The organism is Vreelandella rituensis (assembly GCF_003336665.1).
Taxonomy (GTDB): domain Bacteria; phylum Pseudomonadota; class Gammaproteobacteria; order Pseudomonadales; family Halomonadaceae; genus Vreelandella; species Vreelandella rituensis.
The window spans coordinates 40,397-58,621 of the sequence record NZ_QPIJ01000020.1; the positions used below are offsets into that span (position 1 = coordinate 40,397).

The following is an 18,225-nucleotide window of genomic DNA, read 5'->3' on the forward strand; positions in this document are numbered from 1 at the left end:
AAAGCCCGCGACCTGGTCGCGGGCTTTTTTATGCCGGCAAGTTTATGCCGACAGTTTTACAGACAAGACGCTAGATATGTTCGACGTTGCCAATCTCGTACTCGACTTCACCGCCCGGGGTTTTCACCACGACGACGTCACCTTCTTCCTTACCGATCATGGCTCGCGCAATGGGTGACGTCACGGAAATACGTCCTTCTTTGATATTGGCTTCGTCTTCACCCACGATCCGATAGGTGACTTCCTCATCGGTATTCAGGTTGATCAACTCGACGGTGACCCCGAAGATCACCTTGCCCGTCCTGGGCAGCTTGGTCACGTCGATCACCTGAGCGGTGGAAAGTTTGCTTTCGATCTCCTGAATCCGCCCTTCGATGAATCCTTGCTGCTCACGGGCGGCATGGTATTCAGCATTTTCCTTGAGGTCGCCATGTTCGCGGGCTTCGGCAATCGCGGCGATCACCCGAGGGCGCGCTTCACTCTTGAGATGATTCAGCTCATCGCGCAGATTTTTCTCACCAGCGACGGTCATTGGGACCTTATTCATTGCGTTGCTCCTGCATGCAGTTCCTGTAATCGCCGTACGGTAATGTCATTGCCGTATTCCAGTGCCATGCACACCGCATTAGCGCCCGCCAAGGTGGTGGCATAGGGCACCTTGCGCGCAAGTGCGGTACGGCGGATAACCGAAGAGTCGTTGATCGCCTGACGACCTTCGGTAGTATTAACGATATAGGCTATCTCGTCGTTCTTGAGCAAATCGACGATATGCGGGCGGCCTTCAAAGACTTTATTGACACGTTCCACAGCAAGCCCGGCCGCCTCAAGGGCTGCCGCCGTACCGCTTGTGGCACACAACGTGAACCCTAATGCTAGCAGAGAACGACCCACTTCGATAACACCCGCCTTGTCCGGCTCACGCACCGAAAGAAATGCCTTGCGCTCGCCGCTAAGCGCCGGAATAGCTTCACCCGCCCCCAGCTGCGCCTTATAGAAAGCTTCAGCGAAGGTATCCCCGCTTCCCATGACTTCCCCGGTAGACTTCATTTCCGGCGACAGAATGGGGTCGACGCCGGGGAACTTGTTGAACGGGAAGACCGCCTCCTTGACACTGTAGAAATGCGGTACGATTTCACGCTCGAAGCCCTGGTCGGCCAAGGATTTTCCTGCCATGCAACGTGCGGCGATCTTGGCCAGCGACGTGCCGATGCACTTGGAGACGAAGGGCACGGTGCGCGAGGCGCGCGGATTGACCTCGATCACGTAGATCTCGCCATCCTGCCAGGCCAGCTGGACGTTCATCAGCCCCACCACACCCAACTCCACGGCCATGCGCTTGACCTGGGCGCGCATTTCATCCTGCACCTCGGCAGGCAGCGAATACGGCGGCAAAGCGCAGGCAGAGTCGCCGGAGTGAACGCCCGCTTGCTCTACGTGCTGCATGATGCCGCCGATCACCACCTGCTTACCGTCGCTGACCGCATCGATATCGATCTCGATGGCCGCGCTCAGGAAATAATCCAACAGTACCGGCGAATCGTTGGACACCTTGACCGCGTTGGTCATGTAGTTTTCAAGTTCGGAGGCGTCGTAGACGATCTCCATGGCCCGACCGCCCAGCACATAGCTTGGACGTACCACTAGCGGGTAGCCAATCGCTTCCGCCTTGGCAAAGGCTTCTTCAAAGCTACGCGCCGTGGCATTGGGCGGCTGCTTGAGACCCAGCTTTTCGATCATCACCTGAAAGCGCTCGCGATCTTCGGCGCGGTCGATGGCATCCGGTGTGGTACCGATGATCGGCACGCCGGCGGCTTCCAGCTCACGGGCAAGTTTGAGCGGGGTCTGGCCGCCGAACTGCACGATCACGCCGACCGGTTTTTCCTTGTCGGCGATCTCTAAAACGTCTTCCAGCGTCACCGGCTCGAAATAGAGACGGTCCGAGGTATCGTAATCGGTGGAGACGGTTTCCGGATTACAGTTGACCATGATGGTCTCGTAACCATCCTCGCGCATCGCCAGCGCCGCATGCACGCAGCAATAATCGAATTCGATCCCCTGACCGATACGGTTGGGCCCGCCGCCCAGCACCATGATTTTCTGGCGATCGGAAACCTCAGCCTCGCATTCTTCCTCATAAGTGGAATACATGTAGGCAGTATCGGAGGCAAATTCGGCGGCACAGGTATCCACACGCTTGTAGACCGGGCGAATGCCATGCTTCTGACGTGTCTTGCGGAACTCTTTATCCGAGACGCCCAACAGGCTTGCCAGACGCGCATCGGAAAAGCCCTTGCGCTTGATGGCATACAGCTCGCTTGCGCTGAAGTCGGATAGAGAGCGTTTGGCGACTCCCTGCTCGGTGCGCACCAGGTCTTCGATCTGCACCAGATACCAGGGGTCGATATTGGTCAGCTCGAAAATCTCCTCGACGCTCATGCCGGCACGCATGGCATCGGCGATATAAAAGATGCGCTCGGCGCCAGCGGCCTGAAGCTCACCCTTGATATGCGCCATGGCATCCGGTGTGAAATCGGTAATGATCGGGTCGAGTCCGTCGTTGCCGGTTTCCAGGCCACGCAATGCCTTATGCAAGGACTCCTGAAAAGTGCGCCCGATGGCCATCACCTCGCCCACCGACTTCATTTGCGTGGTCAGACGGTCATTGGCCTGAGGAAACTTCTCGAAGGTGAAACGCGGAATCTTGGTGACCACGTAGTCGATCGAAGGCTCGAACGACGCCGGGGTGCGGCCGCCAGTAATGTCGTTTTGCAGCTCATCCAGGGTGTAACCGATGGCAAGCTTGGCGGCGATCTTGGCAATCGGGAAGCCGGTCGCCTTGGACGCCAGCGCAGACGAGCGGCTGACACGGGGGTTCATCTCGATGACCACCATGCGCCCGGTCTTGGGATCGACACCGAACTGGACGTTGGAGCCCCCGGTCTCGACACCGATTTCACGCAGCACTGCCAGGGAGGCATCGCGCATGATCTGGTATTCTTTATCGGTCAGCGTCTGGGCCGGGGCCACGGTGATCGAGTCGCCGGTGTGCACGCCCATGGGGTCGAAGTTTTCAATCGCACAGACGATGATGCAGTTGTCGTTCCTGTCGCGAACGACCTCCATCTCGTATTCCTTCCAACCCAGCAGCGATTCATCGATCAGCAGCTCATGGTTGTTGGAAAGCTCGAACCCACGCCCGCAGATTTCCTCGAACTCCTCCTTGTTGTACGCCACCCCGCCACCGGAGCCGCCCATGGTGTAGGAGGGACGCACGATGGTCGGAAAGCCGAGCTCGGCCTGGATTTCCCAGGCCTCGGCCATGGAGTGAGCCACCTTGGCCTTGGGGCACGCCAAACCGATGTTTTTCATCGCCTTGTCGAAGAGGTCACGATCCTCGGCCTTGTTGATCGCCTCGGCATTGGCACCGATCATCTCCACGCCGTATTTCTCGAGCACGCCATGCTCGTCCAGTTCCAGGGCGCAGTTGAGCGCGGTCTGGCCACCCATGGTGGGTAAAATCGCATCGGGACGCTCGGCTTCGATGATCTTCTCCACCGTCTGCCAGGTAATCGGCTCGATATAGGTGGCATCGGCCATGGCCGGGTCGGTCATGATGGTGGCCGGATTGGAGTTGACCAGAATGACTCGGTAGCCTTCCTCGCGCAGCGCCTTGCACGCCTGGGCGCCGGAGTAGTCGAATTCACAGGCCTGGCCGATCACGATCGGGCCGGCGCCAATGATAAGAATGCTGTTGATATCGGTACGCTTGGGCATGACGGTTCCCGCAAAAAAGTGACGAATGACGACGGATTTCGGGCTCGCGTTAGCGACGCGCCTGCATCATCGCGACAAAACGATCGAACAAGGGTGCGACATCACGCGGGCCGGGGCTGGCTTCCGGATGGCCTTGAAAACTGAAGGCCGGGCGATCGGTACGCTCGATTCCCTGCAAGGTGCCGTCGAACAGCGAGCGATGCGTGGCGCGCAGTGTCGCGGGCAGCGTCGACTCATCGGCAGCGAAACCGTGGTTCTGGCTGGTGATCATTACCTTGCCAGTATCCAGGTCTTGCACCGGGTGGTTGGCACCATGATGGCCATGGCTCATTTTCACTGTCTTGGCGCCACTGGCCAGGGCCAGCAATTGATGGCCCAGGCAAATACCGAACATGGGAATATCGGTTTCCAGAAGCTGCTCAATCGCCTTGATGGCGTAATCACAGGGCTCCGGGTCGCCCGGGCCGTTGGCCAGGAAAATCCCGTCGGGGTTCATCGCCAGCACCTCGGCGGCCGGGGTTTGCGCCGGCACCACACTCAAGCGGCAACCGCGTGACGCGAGCATACGCATGATGTTGCGCTTGATCCCGAAATCGAAGGCCACCACATGGAAGGGGCGTTCGCCCTGGGTGGTATCGGCATAGCCCTCGCCCAGGGTCCACTCGCCTTCACTCCACTCGTAAGGGGTCTGGCAAGAGACCACCTTGGCCAGGTCCATGCCTTTCAGGCCAGGAAATGCCTTGGCTGCTTCAAGCGCACGCTCGACGGCGCCTTCACCTTCGGCATCCGGCCCCGCCAGAATCGCCCCTTTCTGAGCCCCCTTGTCGCGCAGAATCCGCGTCAGACGGCGAGTGTCGATATCGGCAATGCCCAGGACGTTCTGGCTTTTCAGGTAGTCGGAAAGTGTCTGTTCACTGCGAAAATTGCTGGCGATCAAGGGGAGATCACGGATCACCAGACCGGCCGCGGCGATACCGTCGGACTCCACATCTTCAGCGTTAACCCCGGTGTTGCCGATATGCGGGTAGGTCAGGGTAACGATCTGCCGGGTATAGGAGGGGTCGGTCAGAATCTCCTGGTAACCGGTCATGGCCGTATTGAACACCACCTCACCGCTGGTTTGTCCATCGGCACCGATGGCCGTGCCATGAAATACACTGCCATCTTCCAGAGCCAGTATCGCGGGTTTGTTCAATGCGGGTTTGTTCAAGACAAGATCCTCCCATGCTGGTGGAGCCCGTGGGCGCAGGCTCGGCAATCCTGCGGATGCGAGAAAGTTCGCACCCACGATCAACGAATTTCGGGTCGTAAAAAAGCGGGACAAAGCCGATGGAAAAATCGGTTTCATCCCGCTTGTTGTTCGATGCTCGGGTTGGCCAACGCAACAAGCGCGCCGTCTTATGACTACTTTTATAACTACTCTATAATTTTAGTCACTATTCTGCTTCAGGCACCCGGCCAAATTTTTGCAATTTTACAGGATTTAGCGCCCCTCGACTACCCCCAAGGAGCCTCAGTTCAATGCCAGCACATCCTGCATGTCGTAACGGCCGATTTCCTTGTCCGCCACCCAACGCGCGGCACGCACTGCGCCTTTGGCGAATGTCATGCGGCTACTGGCTTTGTGAGTGATTTCGATTCGCTCACCTTCTGTCGCGAACATCACCGTATGCTCCCCCACGATGTCGCCGGCCCGCACCGTGGCAAAGCCGATTTCCTTATCGGTGCGCGGCCCGCACTGCCCTTCGCGAGTGAATACCCCGTGTTCATCGAGGCTACGCCCCAGGGATTCAGCCACCACTTCCCCCATCTTGAGCGCGGTACCCGAAGGCGCGTCCACCTTGTGGCGATGGTGAGCTTCGATCACTTCGATATCGTAACCTTCGTCGCCCAGCGCTTTGGCGGCGGTTTCCAATAGCTTAAGCGTCAAGTTGACCCCCACGCTCATGTTGGGCGCGAATACCATGGGCAACTTGGCGCGATAGCCGTCCAGCTCGGCAAGTTCGGCATCGTTCATGCCGGTGGTGCCGACCACCATGCGCTTGCCGTGCTCGGCACAAAATGCCAGGTTGGAAAGCGTCACCTGGGGGGCGGTGAAATCGATCAGGACATCGAAGTCATCGACGATCGCGGCCAGCGAGTCCACTGCGGTCACACCCAGCTTGCCCTGCCCGGCCAGCTCACCGATATCCGTCCCGACAAGCGAACTTCCCGGCTCGACAATACCGCCGGCCAGGGTGGCGCCAGCCTCTTGTTCAACAGCGTTTACCAAGGTGCGGCCCATGCGGCCGGCGACACCGACGATGGCAATACGGGGGGCGTGACGACTCATGCGGACTCCTGCAAAGTTCAATGACATCAACAATGGCGTCGAGTATACCAGAGCCGGGCCTTCCTCGGGCAGCAGGCGGCTGGGCAGTCACCGCCGAATCAACCACACTGGAGATACCCCTGCCAACCCACGCAAGGAGCCGCCATGCTGCAGGAAACCGGCCGCCTTTCGATAGACCACCCTATAGTTCTACGGCTGAAGCGACACTCGCGGGCACTGCTGACCGGCCCATCCGGCAGCGGCAAGACCACGCTTGCCCGAGCCGCTGCGGCGAGCCTCGCCGCGCACAATCTACCTTGTTATTGCCTGGGCGCCGACCCCGGCCTGCCCGGCTTCGGCCCGCCCGGCGCGCTGTGCCTGGGGAAGTGGCAGCAGGACGAACATGGCGCAGGCGACTGGCAGCTCAAGAAAGTGGCGGCCTTGGCGACCCTCGACGCTTCGCGCTTCCGGTTGCCGCTGGTCGAGGCGCTACGTCACCTCTGTGCCTCCTTGGCAGAAACGCCCTTGATCGTGGATGCACCCGGCGTGGTACGCGGCATTGGTGGCGCCGAGCTGCTGCCGGCCCTTGTCAGCTCGGGGCGCATCGATACCCTGGTCAAGTTGGCACCCAGTGATGCTCCCGATGCACTCAGCCAGGAGTATCGCGCCCTGGGGGTCGAACAGTTGACGCTCACCCCCGACCCTCAGGCTCAGCATCCGGGCAAGCAATTGCGTACCCAACGCCGCACCCAGGCCTGGGACGCTTACCTGGCCAGTGCCACCGAGCAGAGCATCGGGCTTTCACGCCTGGCCGTGATTGGTACGCCACCGCCACGCAGGGCCACCGACGCTTGGCGTGGCCGCCAGCTTGGCTTACTCGATGCACAAGGCAATACGCTGGCGCTGGGTGAGATCATCGAGCTTCGCGGCGACAGACTGCACTTTCTGGCCCCCACCCTTGAACAGCCGCCCCATACTCTGGTGATTCGCGATGCGCAGCGCCGTCGCAATGGCCAGCTAGGTACCGCTCGGCCTTATCGAGCCCCTGAGGCAGCCCCTGCCGTCGAACCGGCCATTGCGCTTCCCCCGCTTGACGCACAGAACGGGCCGCGTCCGACGCTTCGTCTCAATGACGGTATGGTGACATTGATGAATGGGGTTTTCGGCGACCCTCTTTTGCATTTACGCATGCGGCACCAGAAGCGCAGCCTGCTTTTCGATCTGGGCGACCCCGGCCGCCTGACATCGCGCCTCGCCCATCAGGTGAGCGATGTGTTTATCAGCCATGCGCACATCGATCACATTGGTGGCTTTCTCTGGCTGCTGCGCTCGCGAATTGGGGACTTTCCCGCCTGCCGGTTTTACGGCCCTCCCGGCCTTGCCGAGCACTTGGCCGGTCTGGTGCGCGGGATACTTTGGGACCGGGTGGCGGACAGGGCACCACGCTTTGAAATCCAGGAACTTCATGGGGACACCCTCAAACATTATTTGCTGACTGCCGGTCAAGCGCTGACAGCCCTTCCCGCCTGCCCGGTCCAAGCTGGCATATTGCTCGAAGAACAGGAACTTCGGGTACGCGCCACGACGCTCGATCACGGCACGCCGGTGCTGGCGTTCGCTTTTGAGCCTCAGGCCCAGATAAAAGTGCGCAAAGAGCGGCTTGAAGCCCATGGCCTGACGCCGGGCCCTTGGCTGGGCGAACTCAAGCACTGCGTTCGAACGGGTAATAGCGACGCCCGGATGACCCTGCCCAATGGCGAGTCTGCGCCGGTGGCGACGCTATCCCGGGCCTTGCTGTTTACCGAGCCAGGCAAACGGTTGGTGTATGCCACCGACCTGGGCGACACCCAAGACAACCGCAAGCGCTTGATCACTCTGGCCCGGGATGCCCATGTGCTGTTCTGCGAAGCGCCTTTTCGTGAAGATGAGGCCGACCAGGCCAGACGCACCGGCCACCTGACCGCCCGCGCCTGCGGCGAAATAGCCACCGCCGCAAATGTCGGCCAGCTGGTGCCCTTTCATTTCTCGCGGCGCCACGCCAACGATGCCGAAACGCTTTATGCCGAGATTCGGCCGTATTTTCCCCGCCTGGCCGAGGCTCCCGGCAACAAGCAGGGCTGAACTGAATGCGTTAAAAACCCCGGCTTCTTGCGAAGGCCGGGGTTTTGTTCAACATCCAGAGCACGTTACTTTGAAACACGTGATCTCAGAGCACATCGGTCGGTTACGGCTTCATATCTTCGAAGAAGCTCTTCACGCTGTCGAAGAAACCGCTCTTCTTGGGCGAATGGCTGTGCCTGCTGGTGCTGCTCTCCAGGCTTTCATGGAACTGGCGCAGCAGGTCTTTCTGCTCTTCATTGAGCTTGACCGGGGTTTCCACCACCACCTTGCACAGCAGATCTCCAGGCGGGCCGCCACGTACCGGCTTGACACCCTTGCCACGCAAGCGGAACAGCTTGCCTGTCTGGGTTTCGGGTGGGATTTTCAGCTTCAACCGACCGTCCAAGGTTGGCACTTCCAGCTCGCCGCCCAGCGCCGCGTCAACGAAGTTGATCGGCACCTCGCAGTGCAGATGACGTCCTTCCCGCTGGAAGATATGGTGCGGCTTGATGGCCACCTGGACATACAGATCCCCGGGTGGGCCACCATTGATTCCCGCTTCACCTTCGGCGTTCAGGCGAATCCGGTCGCCGGTATCCACGCCGGGCGGAATCTTGACCGACAGAGTGCGTGTCTCGCGTACACGGCCTTCGCCATTACACTTGTGGCACGGCACCTTGATGTGCTGGCCGCTGCCATGACAGGTCGGGCAGGTCTGCTGTACGGCAAAGAAGCCTTGCTGCATGCGCACCTGGCCATGCCCGGCACAGGTCGGGCAGGTTTCCACGCTGGAACCCGGCTCGGCGCCGTTACCATCGCAGCGGTCACATGCCACATGACGCGGCACGCGGATATCCACCGTGGTGCCGGACACCGCGCTTTCCAGGTCGAGCTCCAGGTTGTAGCGCAGGTCCGAACCGCGTGCGGGGGCGTTGGGACCACGCCGACGGCCTCCGCCACCACCACCGAAGATGTCGCCGAAAACATCGCCGAAGATGTCGCTGAAGTCGCCGGCGCCACCTCCACCGAAGCCGCCTCCGCCCTGGCCATCAACGCCTGCATGACCGAACTGGTCATAGGCAGCCCGTTTTTCGTTGTCGCTCAGCACTTCGTAGGCTTCGGAAACCTCACGAAATTTTCCGGCGGCAGTATTATCTTCGGGGTTACGGTCAGGGTGGAATTTTTGCGCCAGTCGGCGATAGGCCTTCTTGATCTCTTTCTGATCGGCCCCTTTTTCCACACCCAGGACTTCGTAATAATCGCGTTTGGACATGGGTCCTTTGCGCCTCCTGGTTTAAGCAAAGAGTCTTGACCACGGATACAACGACGCGGGGGTTAGCCCCCGCGTCACTGCATTCCTTGGCAGAAGCAGAAAGAGTGGTTACTGCTTTTTCTTGTCGTCGTTGACTTCTTCGTACTCAGCGTCAACCACGTCTTCTTCCGGCTTGGCTTCGCCTTCACCGCCCTCTTGCTGAGCGGCATCGGCTTGCTCGGCGTAGAGTTTCTGCGCCAGCTTGCCGGAGGCTTCGGTCAAGGCGTCGAGTTTGGTCTGGATCGCCTCGCGGTCATCGCTCTTGATCGCTTCTTCAAGCTCGGTAATCGCAGTTTCAATCGCCTGTTTCTCGTCATCCGTGGCCTTGTCACCGGCTTCTTCCAACGTCTTGCGCGTGGCATGAATCATGCCGTCAGCCTGGTTACGCAGCTGCACCAACTCTTCGAACTTCTTGTCCTCGTCGGCATGCGCTTCGGCATCGCGTACCATTTGATCGATTTCTTCATCGGTCAGGCCGCTGGACGCCTTGATGACGATGGACTGTTCTTTATTGGTGGCCTTGTCTTTCGCCGAGACGTTAAGAATACCGTTGGCATCCAGGTCGAAGGCAACCTCGATCTGCGGCACGCCACGCGGCGCCGGCGGAATATCGGCCAGGTCGAAACGACCCAGTGACTTGTTGCCGGTGGACTGCTTGCGCTCACCCTGCAGAACGTGAATGGTCACGGCTGTCTGGTTGTCATCCGCAGTCGAGAAGGTTTGGGTCTTCTTGGTCGGGATGGTGGTGTTCTTTTCGATCAGCGGTGTCATCACCCCGCCCATGGTTTCGATACCCAGGGTCAGCGGTGTGACGTCAAGCAGCAGGACATCTTTCACGTCGCCGCCCAGGACACCGCCTTGAATGGCGGCACCCACAGCCACGGCTTCGTCCGGGTTGACGTCTTTACGCGCTTCTTTACCGAAGAATTCAGCCGCTTTCTTCTGCACCATCGGCATGCGCGTCTGGCCACCGACCAGAATCACTTCGTCGATTTCGGAAGTGGAAAGGCCGGAATCCTTGAGCGCCACCTTGCACGGCTCAAGTGAGCGCTGAACCAGGTCTTCCACCAGGGCTTCAAGCTTGGCGCGGGTCACCTTGACGTTAAGGTGCTTCGGACCGGTGTTGTCAGCCGTGATATAAGGCAGGTTGACGTCGGTCTGCTGGGCACTGGAAAGCTCGATCTTGGCTTTTTCCGCGGCTTCTTTCAGGCGCTGCATGGCAAGGTTGTCGCCGGACAGATTGATACCGCTATCCGCCTTGAACTGGTCGACCAGATAGTTGATCAACGCCAAGTCGAAGTCTTCACCACCCAGGAAGGTGTCACCGTTGGTGGCCAGCACTTCGAACTGAGTCTCGCCGTCGACATCGGCCACTTCGATGATGGAAATATCGAAGGTACCGCCACCCAGGTCATATACCGCGATGGTCTTGTCGCCACGCGACTTGTCCATGCCGTAGGCCAGTGCGGCTGCAGTCGGCTCGTTGATGATGCGTTTGACGTCCAGACCGGCAATGCGCCCGGCATCCTTGGTCGCCTGACGCTGGCTGTCGTTGAAGTAGGCCGGAACGGTAATGACAGCCTCGGTGACGGTTTCACCCAGGTAATCTTCCGCGGTCTTCTTCATCTTCTTCAGCACTTCGGCACTGACCTGCGGCGGGGCCATCTTCTTGTCTTTCACCTGCACCCAGGCATCGCCGTTGTCGGCTTCGGTGATGGTGTAAGGCACCATCTTGATGTCTTTCTGGACCACGTCATCCTTGAAGCGACGACCGATCAGACGCTTGATGGCGTAGAGGGTGTTTTCCGGATTGGTGACCGCCTGGCGCTTGGCCGCTTGGCCCACCAGGATTTCACCGTCTTCGGTGTAAGCGATAATGGAAGGTGTCGTACGACCGCCTTCAGCGTTTTCGATGACCTTGGCGCTGTCGCCGTCAAGTACGGCAACACAGGAGTTAGTGGTGCCCAGGTCGATACCAATGATGCGTCCCATAGCAAAAACCTCAAAATTAGTTGTGACAAAAAATATAAAAATGTTAGATGCGGCATTTACCGCAGGTTGCCCTCTATCTGGGGGCCGCCGGCAGCTTTTCAAGGGCTTTTTTGCCGATTGTGCGTCTGCCCTGCGTCTTAACCGGCCTTCTGGCTGACCACTACCATGGCAGGGCGAACCAGGCGTCCATTGAGCAGGTAGCCCTTTTGCATCACTTCCATCACAGTGTTGGGCTCAAGCTCAGGGTTGGGCACCATGGCCATGGCTTCATGCACCTGGGGGTCGAACGGCTCACCTTGCGGCTCAATGCTTTCCACGCCGAACTTGCCCAATACGTCCATCTGCATCTTCAGGGTCATCGACACGCCTTCGCGGTGAACGTCGGAGGCGTCTTCGCCCATGGATTCCAGGGCTTTTTCCAGACTGTCGACCACCGGCAGCAACTCCTTCACGAAGCGCTCCAAGGCGAACTTGCGCGCCTTCTCAGCTTCCTGCTCGGCACGCCGACGTACGTTCTGGGCCTCGGCGGCGGCACGCAAGGCCTGGTCATTGGCTTGTTCCAAACTTTGCTCCAGCTCTTCCACACGGGCCGCCAGCACATCGGCTTCCGCGTCACTGCCCGGGGCCGGCTCCACCAGCGGCTCTTCATCTTCGATCAAGCCTTCCAGCTCCCCTTCCGCCAGGCGCTCTTCGGCTTGCTGCTCCGGCGTTCCCGGCTTTGCGTCGCGCTGCTTCAGCTCTTCATCAAGTGGGGTCTGTGGATCTTTAGCCATGCGAATCTCCTGAAAATTTGAGTGACACCGTGCCGACATGAACCGTGGCATCGCGAGCAACTATCTAGAAATTATCGTGGGCGCTATAAATTATCGTCTGCGGGGCTATATGGGGGCCATGCGCTTGAAGTCAAGAGGACGTTGCAGCGACTTTTCGACTACTGTATAAATCAACAATCCATGTATACCTATCCAGCTGCTTCTATCAGTCTTGGTGCCAGGAGGAAACATGCTCACGCAGCTTGCCATTCAGGATTACGCCATCGTCGACCGACTTGAGCTCGACTTCATGAGCGGCATGACGGCCATTACCGGCGAAACCGGCGCAGGAAAATCCATCCTGCTGGGTGCCTTGGGGCTATGCCTGGGTGAGCGCGCCGATGCCGGCAGCGTGCGTCATGGCTGCGCCCGGACGGATATCAGCGCACGCTTTGACATTGCACATTTGCCTGCGGCACAGGCATGGCTGGAAACCCGCGAGCTGCCCACGGATGACTGCCTGCTGCGCCGCGCGGTAACCGCCAGTGGGCGCTCCAAAGCCTGGATCAACGGCCAGCCCGCCACTATCAGCGACCTCAAGGCACTCGGCGAATGCCTGGTCCAAGTGCATGGTCAGCACGCGCACCAGGCGTTGCTGCGTGAAGACACCCACCTGACACTGCTCGACGACTATGCAGGTTTGAGCAAGGACGTTGAGCAACTCGCCGAGACATACCGGCAGTGGCAAGCCGCGCGACGGCGGCTCAAACGCCTCACTCAGGACGACGGCGAACTGGAAGCCAAACGTCAGCTGCTGCGCTATCAGGTCGAAGAACTCGATCAACTGGCTCTAACAAGCGGTGAATTGGACAGCCTTGAAGAAGAACAGCACACCTTGGCGCATGCCGAAGAAACCTTGCGCGAAACACAGCTTGCGGCGGATTGCTGTGCCGGCGAAGAAGGCGGCGCGCTGTTTCTGCTTAACCAGGCATTCACACATTTAAGCGCCTTGCCCGGCGCCGACAAGGGCACCCTGGCTAACACCCTTGCCATGCTGCGCGATGCCCGCATTCAGGTGGAAGAAGCCGCCAGTGAGCTTAACCATCTGGCCGCCGCCACCGAGCTCGACCCCGAGCGCCTAGCCTGGGTGGAAGAACGCCTGGGCGATATTCATCGCATCGCACGCAAGCATCATATGGCACCGGAAGAGCTCTGCGAGCTGCACGCTCGACTTCAGGCACAATACAATCAACTCGATAGCGGTGAGCAAGATCTGGAAGCGCTGGGCACTGAAATCGCCGCGTTACGCGAGCACTGGCGTGCCCAGGCCAAAAAGGTCAGCACAGAGCGCCAACAGGCCGCAAAGCGTTTCGGCAAGGACGTTCAGCAGCAACTCGCTTTTCTAGCCATGGACAAGGCCCGCTTCGAGGTCGCGGTCAGCCAACGCGACGCCGCCTGTGCCGAAGGCTTGGATCACGTTCAGTTTCTTATCAGCGCCAACCCCGGCCAGCCGGCACGCCCACTGGCAAAAGTCGCCTCCGGGGGGGAACTTTCACGCCTGAGCCTGGCCATTCAAGTGGTAGCCGCCACGCATTCGACCATTCCCAGCCTGATATTCGATGAAGTCGATGTTGGCGTTTCGGGGGCCACGGCGGAAATCGTCGGCAAGCTGTTGCGTCGACTAGGTGATACCGGCCAAGTGATGACCGTCACTCACTTGCCCCAGGTCGCGGCACAGGCCCACCAGCATGTGCATATCGAAAAACAAGCCAAGCGCGACACGACGCTTACGCGCATGGAGGTACTTGATGAAGGGGGGCGGATCAGTGAACTGGCGCGCATGCTGGGCGGGGTGACGCTTTCCGAGCAAACCTTGGCTCACGCCCGCGAAATGCTCCACGCCAGCCAGCGGGCACCTCACTAAGGTGCTTGGTCTGACCTACTTGGCCTGATTGGACTGGTCTCAAATACCGACACCACAAGCGCCCCGGCAGGATTGACCTGCCGGGGCGCTTGCCAAGTAAATGCAGCCATTTACTTTCCGTTAATTACTTCTTGTTGACCGGGCCGCTGTCCTGGCGAGTCACGCGGGAGCCTCGCGGACGCACATACAATACCAGCGCATGGTCGACCAGTTCATAGCCATGTTCTTCGGCAATTTCCTGCTGACGGCGCTCGATGATGGGGTCCACGAACTCGATGATCTCGCCACTCTCCAGGCACACCATGTGGTCGTGATGATCTTCCTGGGTCATTTCGAAAACCGCATGACCGCCATCAAAATTATGACGAATCACCAGTCCTGCCGACTCGAACTGAGTCAGCACCCGGTAAACGGTTGCAAGACCTACGTCTTCACCCGTATCGATGAGTGTTTTATACACTTCTTCGGCACTCAGATGGTGCTGGCCGGAAGCATTTTCGAGGATTTGCAGGATCTTAACGCGCGGCAGGGTGACTTTCAGCCCGGCTTTGCGTAATTCATGGTTCTGATGGGCCATGGTTGCTCTTCGCAGTGACAGGTTAGGTCGGGTATGATCAACCGAAACCACGATAGTGAAGAACAGGCCCAAATGCAAAAGTTGACTAGAATAGTAGCGCTTTCCGTTACCCTTTCCGCCACCGTGCTGGTAGCCAGTGGCTGTAGCTATGTAGGGGTATACAAGCGGGATTTACCTCAAGGCAACTTGGTGACCCAAGGGATGGTCAGCCAATTACAACCCGGCATGACTCAGGAGCAAGTCACCTACCTTATGGGCAGTCCCCTGCTGCAGGCTCCTTTCGACAGCAACGAATGGGACTACGTCTTTCGGCTCGATAAAGCCTATGAAGGTGTAGAGCAGCGTCGTGTCACCTTGGTATTCGGGGAGGACGGCCGCCTGGAGCAGATTCAGCGCGAGGGGAACATGACCGGGGATCTCGACCTTCCCACGGCTGAAGATCGCGCACCCGCAAGACAGCGCGGCGTTCTGGATGAACCCTTGCCGGAGACACCACGCACAGCGCCTGACCCGGAGCCAGTGCCGATCTATGTCCCCGACGAAGGGTAAACAGTCGCCTGGCGGCGTGCGCGCGCCAGGCGGGCCTGCTTAGGGTCAATCAACAGAGGGCGATACACCTCAACCCGCTCGCCTTCGCGCAATGGCTGCGTATCAGGGTCGCGCAGCGCCTTGCCGAAAATCCCCAAGGTTGCCTGACTAAAGGTTTCCACCGGTAGTTCCGGGAAGAAATGCGGCAATTGCGCAAGATTCACCGCCTCGCGGGCGGTGGTACCCTCCGTCACGTACAAGGCAACAATCCGCTGCTTGTGAGGCAGTGCAAAAGCGACTTCCACTCGCAGCTCAGCGGCCATACAGCTCATCGGCCCGCTGATGGAAAGCGTCGACCAACTGCCCGGCGATCTGCTGAAAAATCTTGCCGAATGCCATACTCAGCAAGCGGTTGGAAAACTCGAACTCCATCTCCAGGCTGATCTTGCACACGCCCTCGCCCACCGGCATGAACCGCCAATGGCCTTTCAAATGCTTGAAAGGGCCCTTGACCAGCATCATGTCGATTCGCTCGGGTGACTCCAGGTCATTGCGTGTGGTGATGGTCTGCTCGACGCCTGCGCGCCCCAGGGTCATTTCTCCTATCAGGTGTGTCTCGTCGCGCTCAAGCAAACGCGCTCGCCGACAGCCGGGCAGGAACTCTGGATAATGCTCGAAGTCATTAACCAGTTCGAACATTTGTTTAGGAGTGTGCCGCACCAAGGCGGAACGATTGACGGTTGGCATTGACCTCTCCGCTGACTTCACAGTGCCCAAGGCGTATCATGGGAATTATTTTCCAGGCCTTGAATGGTATCACGCCTTCCTATTCAACCAAGGATAGGCAATCGACAGAGCAAACATGAGGTTCCATGGCCACAAAGAAAGGTAAAAACAAGGGTACCGGCACCAGCGTCATTGCCCAGAACAAGAAAGCGCGCTTTGAATATCATATCGACGAGACATTCGAAGCGGGATTGGTTCTGGCGGGCTGGGAAGTCAAAAGCCTGCGTGCCGGCAAGGCACAATTGACCGACACCTACATTCTGATTCGTAATGGCGAGGCCTGGCTGCTGGGCTGTCATATCATGCCGCTGAATACTGCCAGCACCCATGAACTCGCCGACCCTACCCGTACGCGTAAGCTTCTGTTGCATAAAAAGGAAATTGCCAAGCTCTTTTCGATCACCCAGGACAAGGGGCATACCTGCGTGCCGCTCAAACTGTTCTGGAAACGCAACAAGGTAAAGTGCGACCTGGCGTTGGTCACCGGCAAGAAGCTGCACGACAAACGTGCCACGGAGAAAGACCGCGACTGGACGCGTCAAAAAGGGCGCATCATGCGGGAACAAAACAAGGCATGATGGGTCTATCTTCTCAAGAAACGACACTTCTGGTAGAAAGAAAAAGATCGGGAGTCGACAAAAAAGTCGCAGCATGCGGAACCGAATACAGCATCGCTGGTCAATGTGATACAAGCGCGTTAGAATGGCGCTTGATTAAGGGGGCGACATGGTTTCGACGCCGGTGACAACCCCTGCGGTGCATGCCGAGAGCGTGATGTATCTCGTAAATCCAACATCACGACAAATAGTCGCAAACGACGACAACTACGCTCAGGGCGCGCTGGCAGCTTAATAGCTGTTAGCTTCTTGTCCGGCCCCGAAGTGCTGTGCCCATTCAGCACGGACGGGATACGAGCTAAAAATAATGGGATCGCAGTTGGTGGTGTCTTCGCGCCAATTGCTAAACCTTAAGAAGGCTCGCGTTACTGGATCCTGATCGTCGGAGCCGGTAGCGTTAAAATAAATGACGTAATCTAAGCATGTAGAGCCAATGGGCGAGTGCTGGCGGACGCGGGTTCAATTCCCGCCGCCTCCACCAAACAAGTCGACAAATCAAGCACCTACGGGTGCTTTTTTTGTTTATTAGCCAACCTATTAGCCTGTCCTGTCCTGCAAGCAGGCAGCCATTGATCTTGCCCAGCAGCAGTGGACATCCCGTTAAGGTATTACACTCAACGAGGTGACCCATGGCAAAGCAAGCTACCCCGATGAAGAAGACCCGTGCCCGTTACTCCGATGCCTACCGCGAGGAAGCTCTTGCTCTTGCCCTCGCCATCGGCTTGAACGACTAGAAACAGCGCTACCGGGGTTGCCTGGGCCAGCTCAGGTTGATGAAAAGCCTCCCGTGACTAAGCCAGCAAAACCACCTGGTAGTTTTGCTGATCTGGCAGCGATATTCGAGGCCCGCACCCGGAAGTAGAAATTCCCGCCCCTTGTGGAAGACCAAGCCGGTTTGTCTGTCGAAGAACAAGGAAGAATCAGGCTACTTCTTCGAACAGTCCCATAACAAAGTCCATTTCATGGGTAAGTTTTTTGAGCAGCTGATGCCGTTGATCGTCGGCTATATTCCGGGCGTTATCGTAGTTCAATTCAATCTCTTTGAGCGTGGCAAGAATATGCGAAAGCACTAAGTCAGCCCTTTCCGCTGTCGTAATTTCCGAAGGAAAATACCAAGAAGACCCATCTGCGAGGTCAACGCGAATCGATTGATCGGTCATGCTCATTCTCCAAATTTGGAGGGTTTGATGGGAAAGGATCGGAGAGGGATAGAGAATAAAAATTGCCCTGTTTTCTAGCCTGCCCGCAGGGCAATGGAAATTGGTGAGGACCAGCCTCCGGCCAAAATCGAGCGCATCCTTGCTCGCGACCTTTTATATACGATAAGCGACTGTCCTCGTGGAAACATTAACCTAGTTTAGTTACTAATTATGCTTAGAATTTTGCCTGAGCATTCTCATAAACTCACTATTACCCGCCATTGATATGCAGTATGAACTACCACGCCTAAGCGGCTGCGCCGTTAGACGTGGTTTCACTCGCTCGTTGGCGAGCTTCCAATGTCAACGGGTGATCAATGTGCGTAATTGACATGGGCGTGTCCACAACGCCC

15 protein-coding genes and 1 other RNA gene are annotated in these 18,225 nt (G+C 58.3%); 5 read left to right on the forward strand and 11 right to left on the reverse strand.

What is annotated here, in order from left to right; translation table 11 throughout:
- Positions 1 to 70: 70 nt before the first annotated feature.
- The 4 genes from greA to dapB all read right to left on the reverse strand — a co-directional run bounded on the left by greA (position 71) and on the right by dapB (position 6,106).
- Positions 71 to 547, reverse strand: coding sequence for a transcription elongation factor GreA (greA, locus tag DU506_RS10105; protein ID WP_114486818.1), 477 nt, complete (start codon positions 545 to 547; stop codon positions 71 to 73).
- Complete coding sequence (gene carB, locus DU506_RS10110) at positions 544 to 3,774, reverse strand: carbamoyl-phosphate synthase large subunit (protein ID WP_114486819.1); 3,231 nt, start codon at positions 3,772 to 3,774, stop codon at positions 544 to 546. Before carB ends, greA begins: the two co-directional genes overlap by 4 nt.
- A gap of 49 nt (positions 3,775 to 3,823) precedes the next feature.
- The gene (carA, locus tag DU506_RS10115; protein ID WP_181870737.1) at positions 3,824 to 4,969 is read right to left on the reverse strand and encodes a glutamine-hydrolyzing carbamoyl-phosphate synthase small subunit; all 1,146 of its coding nucleotides are present in this window, start codon (positions 4,967 to 4,969) and stop codon (positions 3,824 to 3,826) included.
- Positions 4,970 to 5,287: 318 nt separating this feature from the next.
- Positions 5,288 to 6,106, reverse strand: coding sequence for a 4-hydroxy-tetrahydrodipicolinate reductase (gene dapB / locus DU506_RS10120; protein WP_114486821.1), 819 nt, complete (start codon positions 6,104 to 6,106; stop codon positions 5,288 to 5,290).
- Positions 6,107 to 6,250: 144 nt separating this feature from the next.
- Between dapB and DU506_RS10125 the strand changes: the two genes are divergently transcribed.
- Positions 6,251 to 8,206, forward strand: coding sequence for an MBL fold metallo-hydrolase (locus DU506_RS10125; RefSeq protein ID WP_114486822.1), 1,956 nt, complete (start codon positions 6,251 to 6,253; stop codon positions 8,204 to 8,206).
- Between the two features lie 103 nt (positions 8,207 to 8,309).
- Here DU506_RS10125 and dnaJ read toward each other — a convergent pair whose 3' ends face one another.
- From dnaJ to grpE, 3 genes are all read right to left on the reverse strand, one after another.
- Entirely contained in the window at positions 8,310 to 9,458 is a 1,149-nt protein-coding gene (gene dnaJ, locus DU506_RS10130) for a molecular chaperone DnaJ (RefSeq protein ID WP_114486823.1), read from the reverse strand.
- A 108-nt stretch (positions 9,459 to 9,566) separates the two neighbouring features.
- The gene (dnaK, locus tag DU506_RS10135) at positions 9,567 to 11,489 is read right to left on the reverse strand and encodes a molecular chaperone DnaK (RefSeq protein WP_114486824.1); all 1,923 of its coding nucleotides are present in this window, start codon (positions 11,487 to 11,489) and stop codon (positions 9,567 to 9,569) included.
- 137 nt (positions 11,490 to 11,626) lie between these two features.
- Positions 11,627 to 12,262, reverse strand: a complete 636-nt coding sequence (gene grpE / locus DU506_RS10140; protein WP_114486825.1) for a nucleotide exchange factor GrpE — start codon at positions 12,260 to 12,262, stop codon at positions 11,627 to 11,629.
- 229 nt (positions 12,263 to 12,491) lie between these two features.
- Here grpE and recN point away from each other — a divergent pair, with 229 nt between their 5' ends.
- Complete coding sequence (gene recN / locus DU506_RS10145) at positions 12,492 to 14,165, forward strand: DNA repair protein RecN (protein WP_114486826.1); 1,674 nt, start codon at positions 12,492 to 12,494, stop codon at positions 14,163 to 14,165.
- A 124-nt stretch (positions 14,166 to 14,289) separates the two neighbouring features.
- Here recN and fur read toward each other — a convergent pair whose 3' ends face one another.
- Positions 14,290 to 14,742: a ferric iron uptake transcriptional regulator gene (gene fur, locus DU506_RS10150; RefSeq protein ID WP_114486827.1), complete on the reverse strand. Its 453-nt coding sequence runs from the start codon at positions 14,740 to 14,742 to the stop codon at positions 14,290 to 14,292.
- 72 nt (positions 14,743 to 14,814) lie between these two features.
- On the opposite strand from fur, the gene DU506_RS10155 reads away from it, so the two are divergent.
- Complete coding sequence (locus DU506_RS10155; protein ID WP_181870736.1) at positions 14,815 to 15,291, forward strand: outer membrane protein assembly factor BamE; 477 nt, start codon at positions 14,815 to 14,817, stop codon at positions 15,289 to 15,291.
- Here the strand turns inward: DU506_RS10155 and DU506_RS10160 are convergent.
- Together DU506_RS10160 and DU506_RS10165 are read right to left on the reverse strand one after the other, a co-directional pair.
- Entirely contained in the window at positions 15,270 to 15,593 is a 324-nt protein-coding gene (locus tag DU506_RS10160) for an RnfH family protein (protein ID WP_114486829.1), read from the reverse strand. The two genes, DU506_RS10155 and DU506_RS10160, sit on opposite strands and share 22 nt — an antisense overlap.
- On the reverse strand, positions 15,583 to 16,017 hold the full coding sequence (locus tag DU506_RS10165; protein WP_114486830.1) for a type II toxin-antitoxin system RatA family toxin: 435 nt from the start codon (positions 16,015 to 16,017) through the stop codon (positions 15,583 to 15,585). The genes DU506_RS10160 and DU506_RS10165 overlap by 11 nt, the downstream gene beginning before the upstream one ends.
- 125 nt (positions 16,018 to 16,142) lie before the next feature.
- Here DU506_RS10165 and smpB point away from each other — a divergent pair, with 125 nt between their 5' ends.
- A complete protein-coding gene (gene smpB / locus DU506_RS10170) occupies positions 16,143 to 16,634 on the forward strand; it encodes an SsrA-binding protein SmpB (RefSeq protein WP_114486831.1) in 492 nt (163 codons plus the stop codon).
- Between the two features lie 139 nt (positions 16,635 to 16,773).
- Positions 16,774 to 17,154, forward strand: a transfer-messenger RNA (tmRNA) gene (gene ssrA / locus DU506_RS10175).
- A 439-nt stretch (positions 17,155 to 17,593) separates the two neighbouring features.
- On the opposite strand, the gene DU506_RS10180 is transcribed toward ssrA, so the two are convergent.
- Positions 17,594 to 17,833: a hypothetical protein gene (locus DU506_RS10180; RefSeq protein ID WP_114486832.1), complete on the reverse strand. Its 240-nt coding sequence runs from the start codon at positions 17,831 to 17,833 to the stop codon at positions 17,594 to 17,596.
- Positions 17,834 to 18,225: the final 392 nt, after the last annotated feature.

What these genes read in the sequence shown, in the direction of transcription:
- greA (WP_114486818.1), bottom strand. Translation starts at nt 547, where the DNA reads ATGAATAAGGTCCCAATGACCGTCGCTGGTGAGAAAAATCTGCGCGAT.
- carB (WP_114486819.1), bottom strand. Translation starts at nt 3,774, where the DNA reads ATGCCCAAGCGTACCGATATCAACAGCATTCTTATCATTGGCGCCGGC.
- dapB (WP_114486821.1), bottom strand. Translation starts at nt 6,106, where the DNA reads ATGAGTCGTCACGCCCCCCGTATTGCCATCGTCGGTGTCGCCGGCCGC.
- DU506_RS10125 (WP_114486822.1), top strand. Translation starts at nt 6,251, where the DNA reads ATGCTGCAGGAAACCGGCCGCCTTTCGATAGACCACCCTATAGTTCTA.
- dnaJ (WP_114486823.1), bottom strand. Translation starts at nt 9,458, where the DNA reads ATGTCCAAACGCGATTATTACGAAGTCCTGGGTGTGGAAAAAGGGGCC.
- dnaK (WP_114486824.1), bottom strand. Translation starts at nt 11,489, where the DNA reads ATGGGACGCATCATTGGTATCGACCTGGGCACCACTAACTCCTGTGTT.
- grpE (WP_114486825.1), bottom strand. Translation starts at nt 12,262, where the DNA reads ATGGCTAAAGATCCACAGACCCCACTTGATGAAGAGCTGAAGCAGCGC.
- recN (WP_114486826.1), top strand. Translation starts at nt 12,492, where the DNA reads ATGCTCACGCAGCTTGCCATTCAGGATTACGCCATCGTCGACCGACTT.
- fur (WP_114486827.1), bottom strand. Translation starts at nt 14,742, where the DNA reads ATGGCCCATCAGAACCATGAATTACGCAAAGCCGGGCTGAAAGTCACC.
- DU506_RS10155 (WP_181870736.1), top strand. Translation starts at nt 14,815, where the DNA reads ATGCAAAAGTTGACTAGAATAGTAGCGCTTTCCGTTACCCTTTCCGCC.
- DU506_RS10160 (WP_114486829.1), bottom strand. Translation starts at nt 15,593, where the DNA reads ATGGCCGCTGAGCTGCGAGTGGAAGTCGCTTTTGCACTGCCTCACAAG.
- DU506_RS10165 (WP_114486830.1), bottom strand. Translation starts at nt 16,017, where the DNA reads ATGCCAACCGTCAATCGTTCCGCCTTGGTGCGGCACACTCCTAAACAA.
- smpB (WP_114486831.1), top strand. Translation starts at nt 16,143, where the DNA reads ATGGCCACAAAGAAAGGTAAAAACAAGGGTACCGGCACCAGCGTCATT.
- DU506_RS10180 (WP_114486832.1), bottom strand. Translation starts at nt 17,833, where the DNA reads ATGACCGATCAATCGATTCGCGTTGACCTCGCAGATGGGTCTTCTTGG.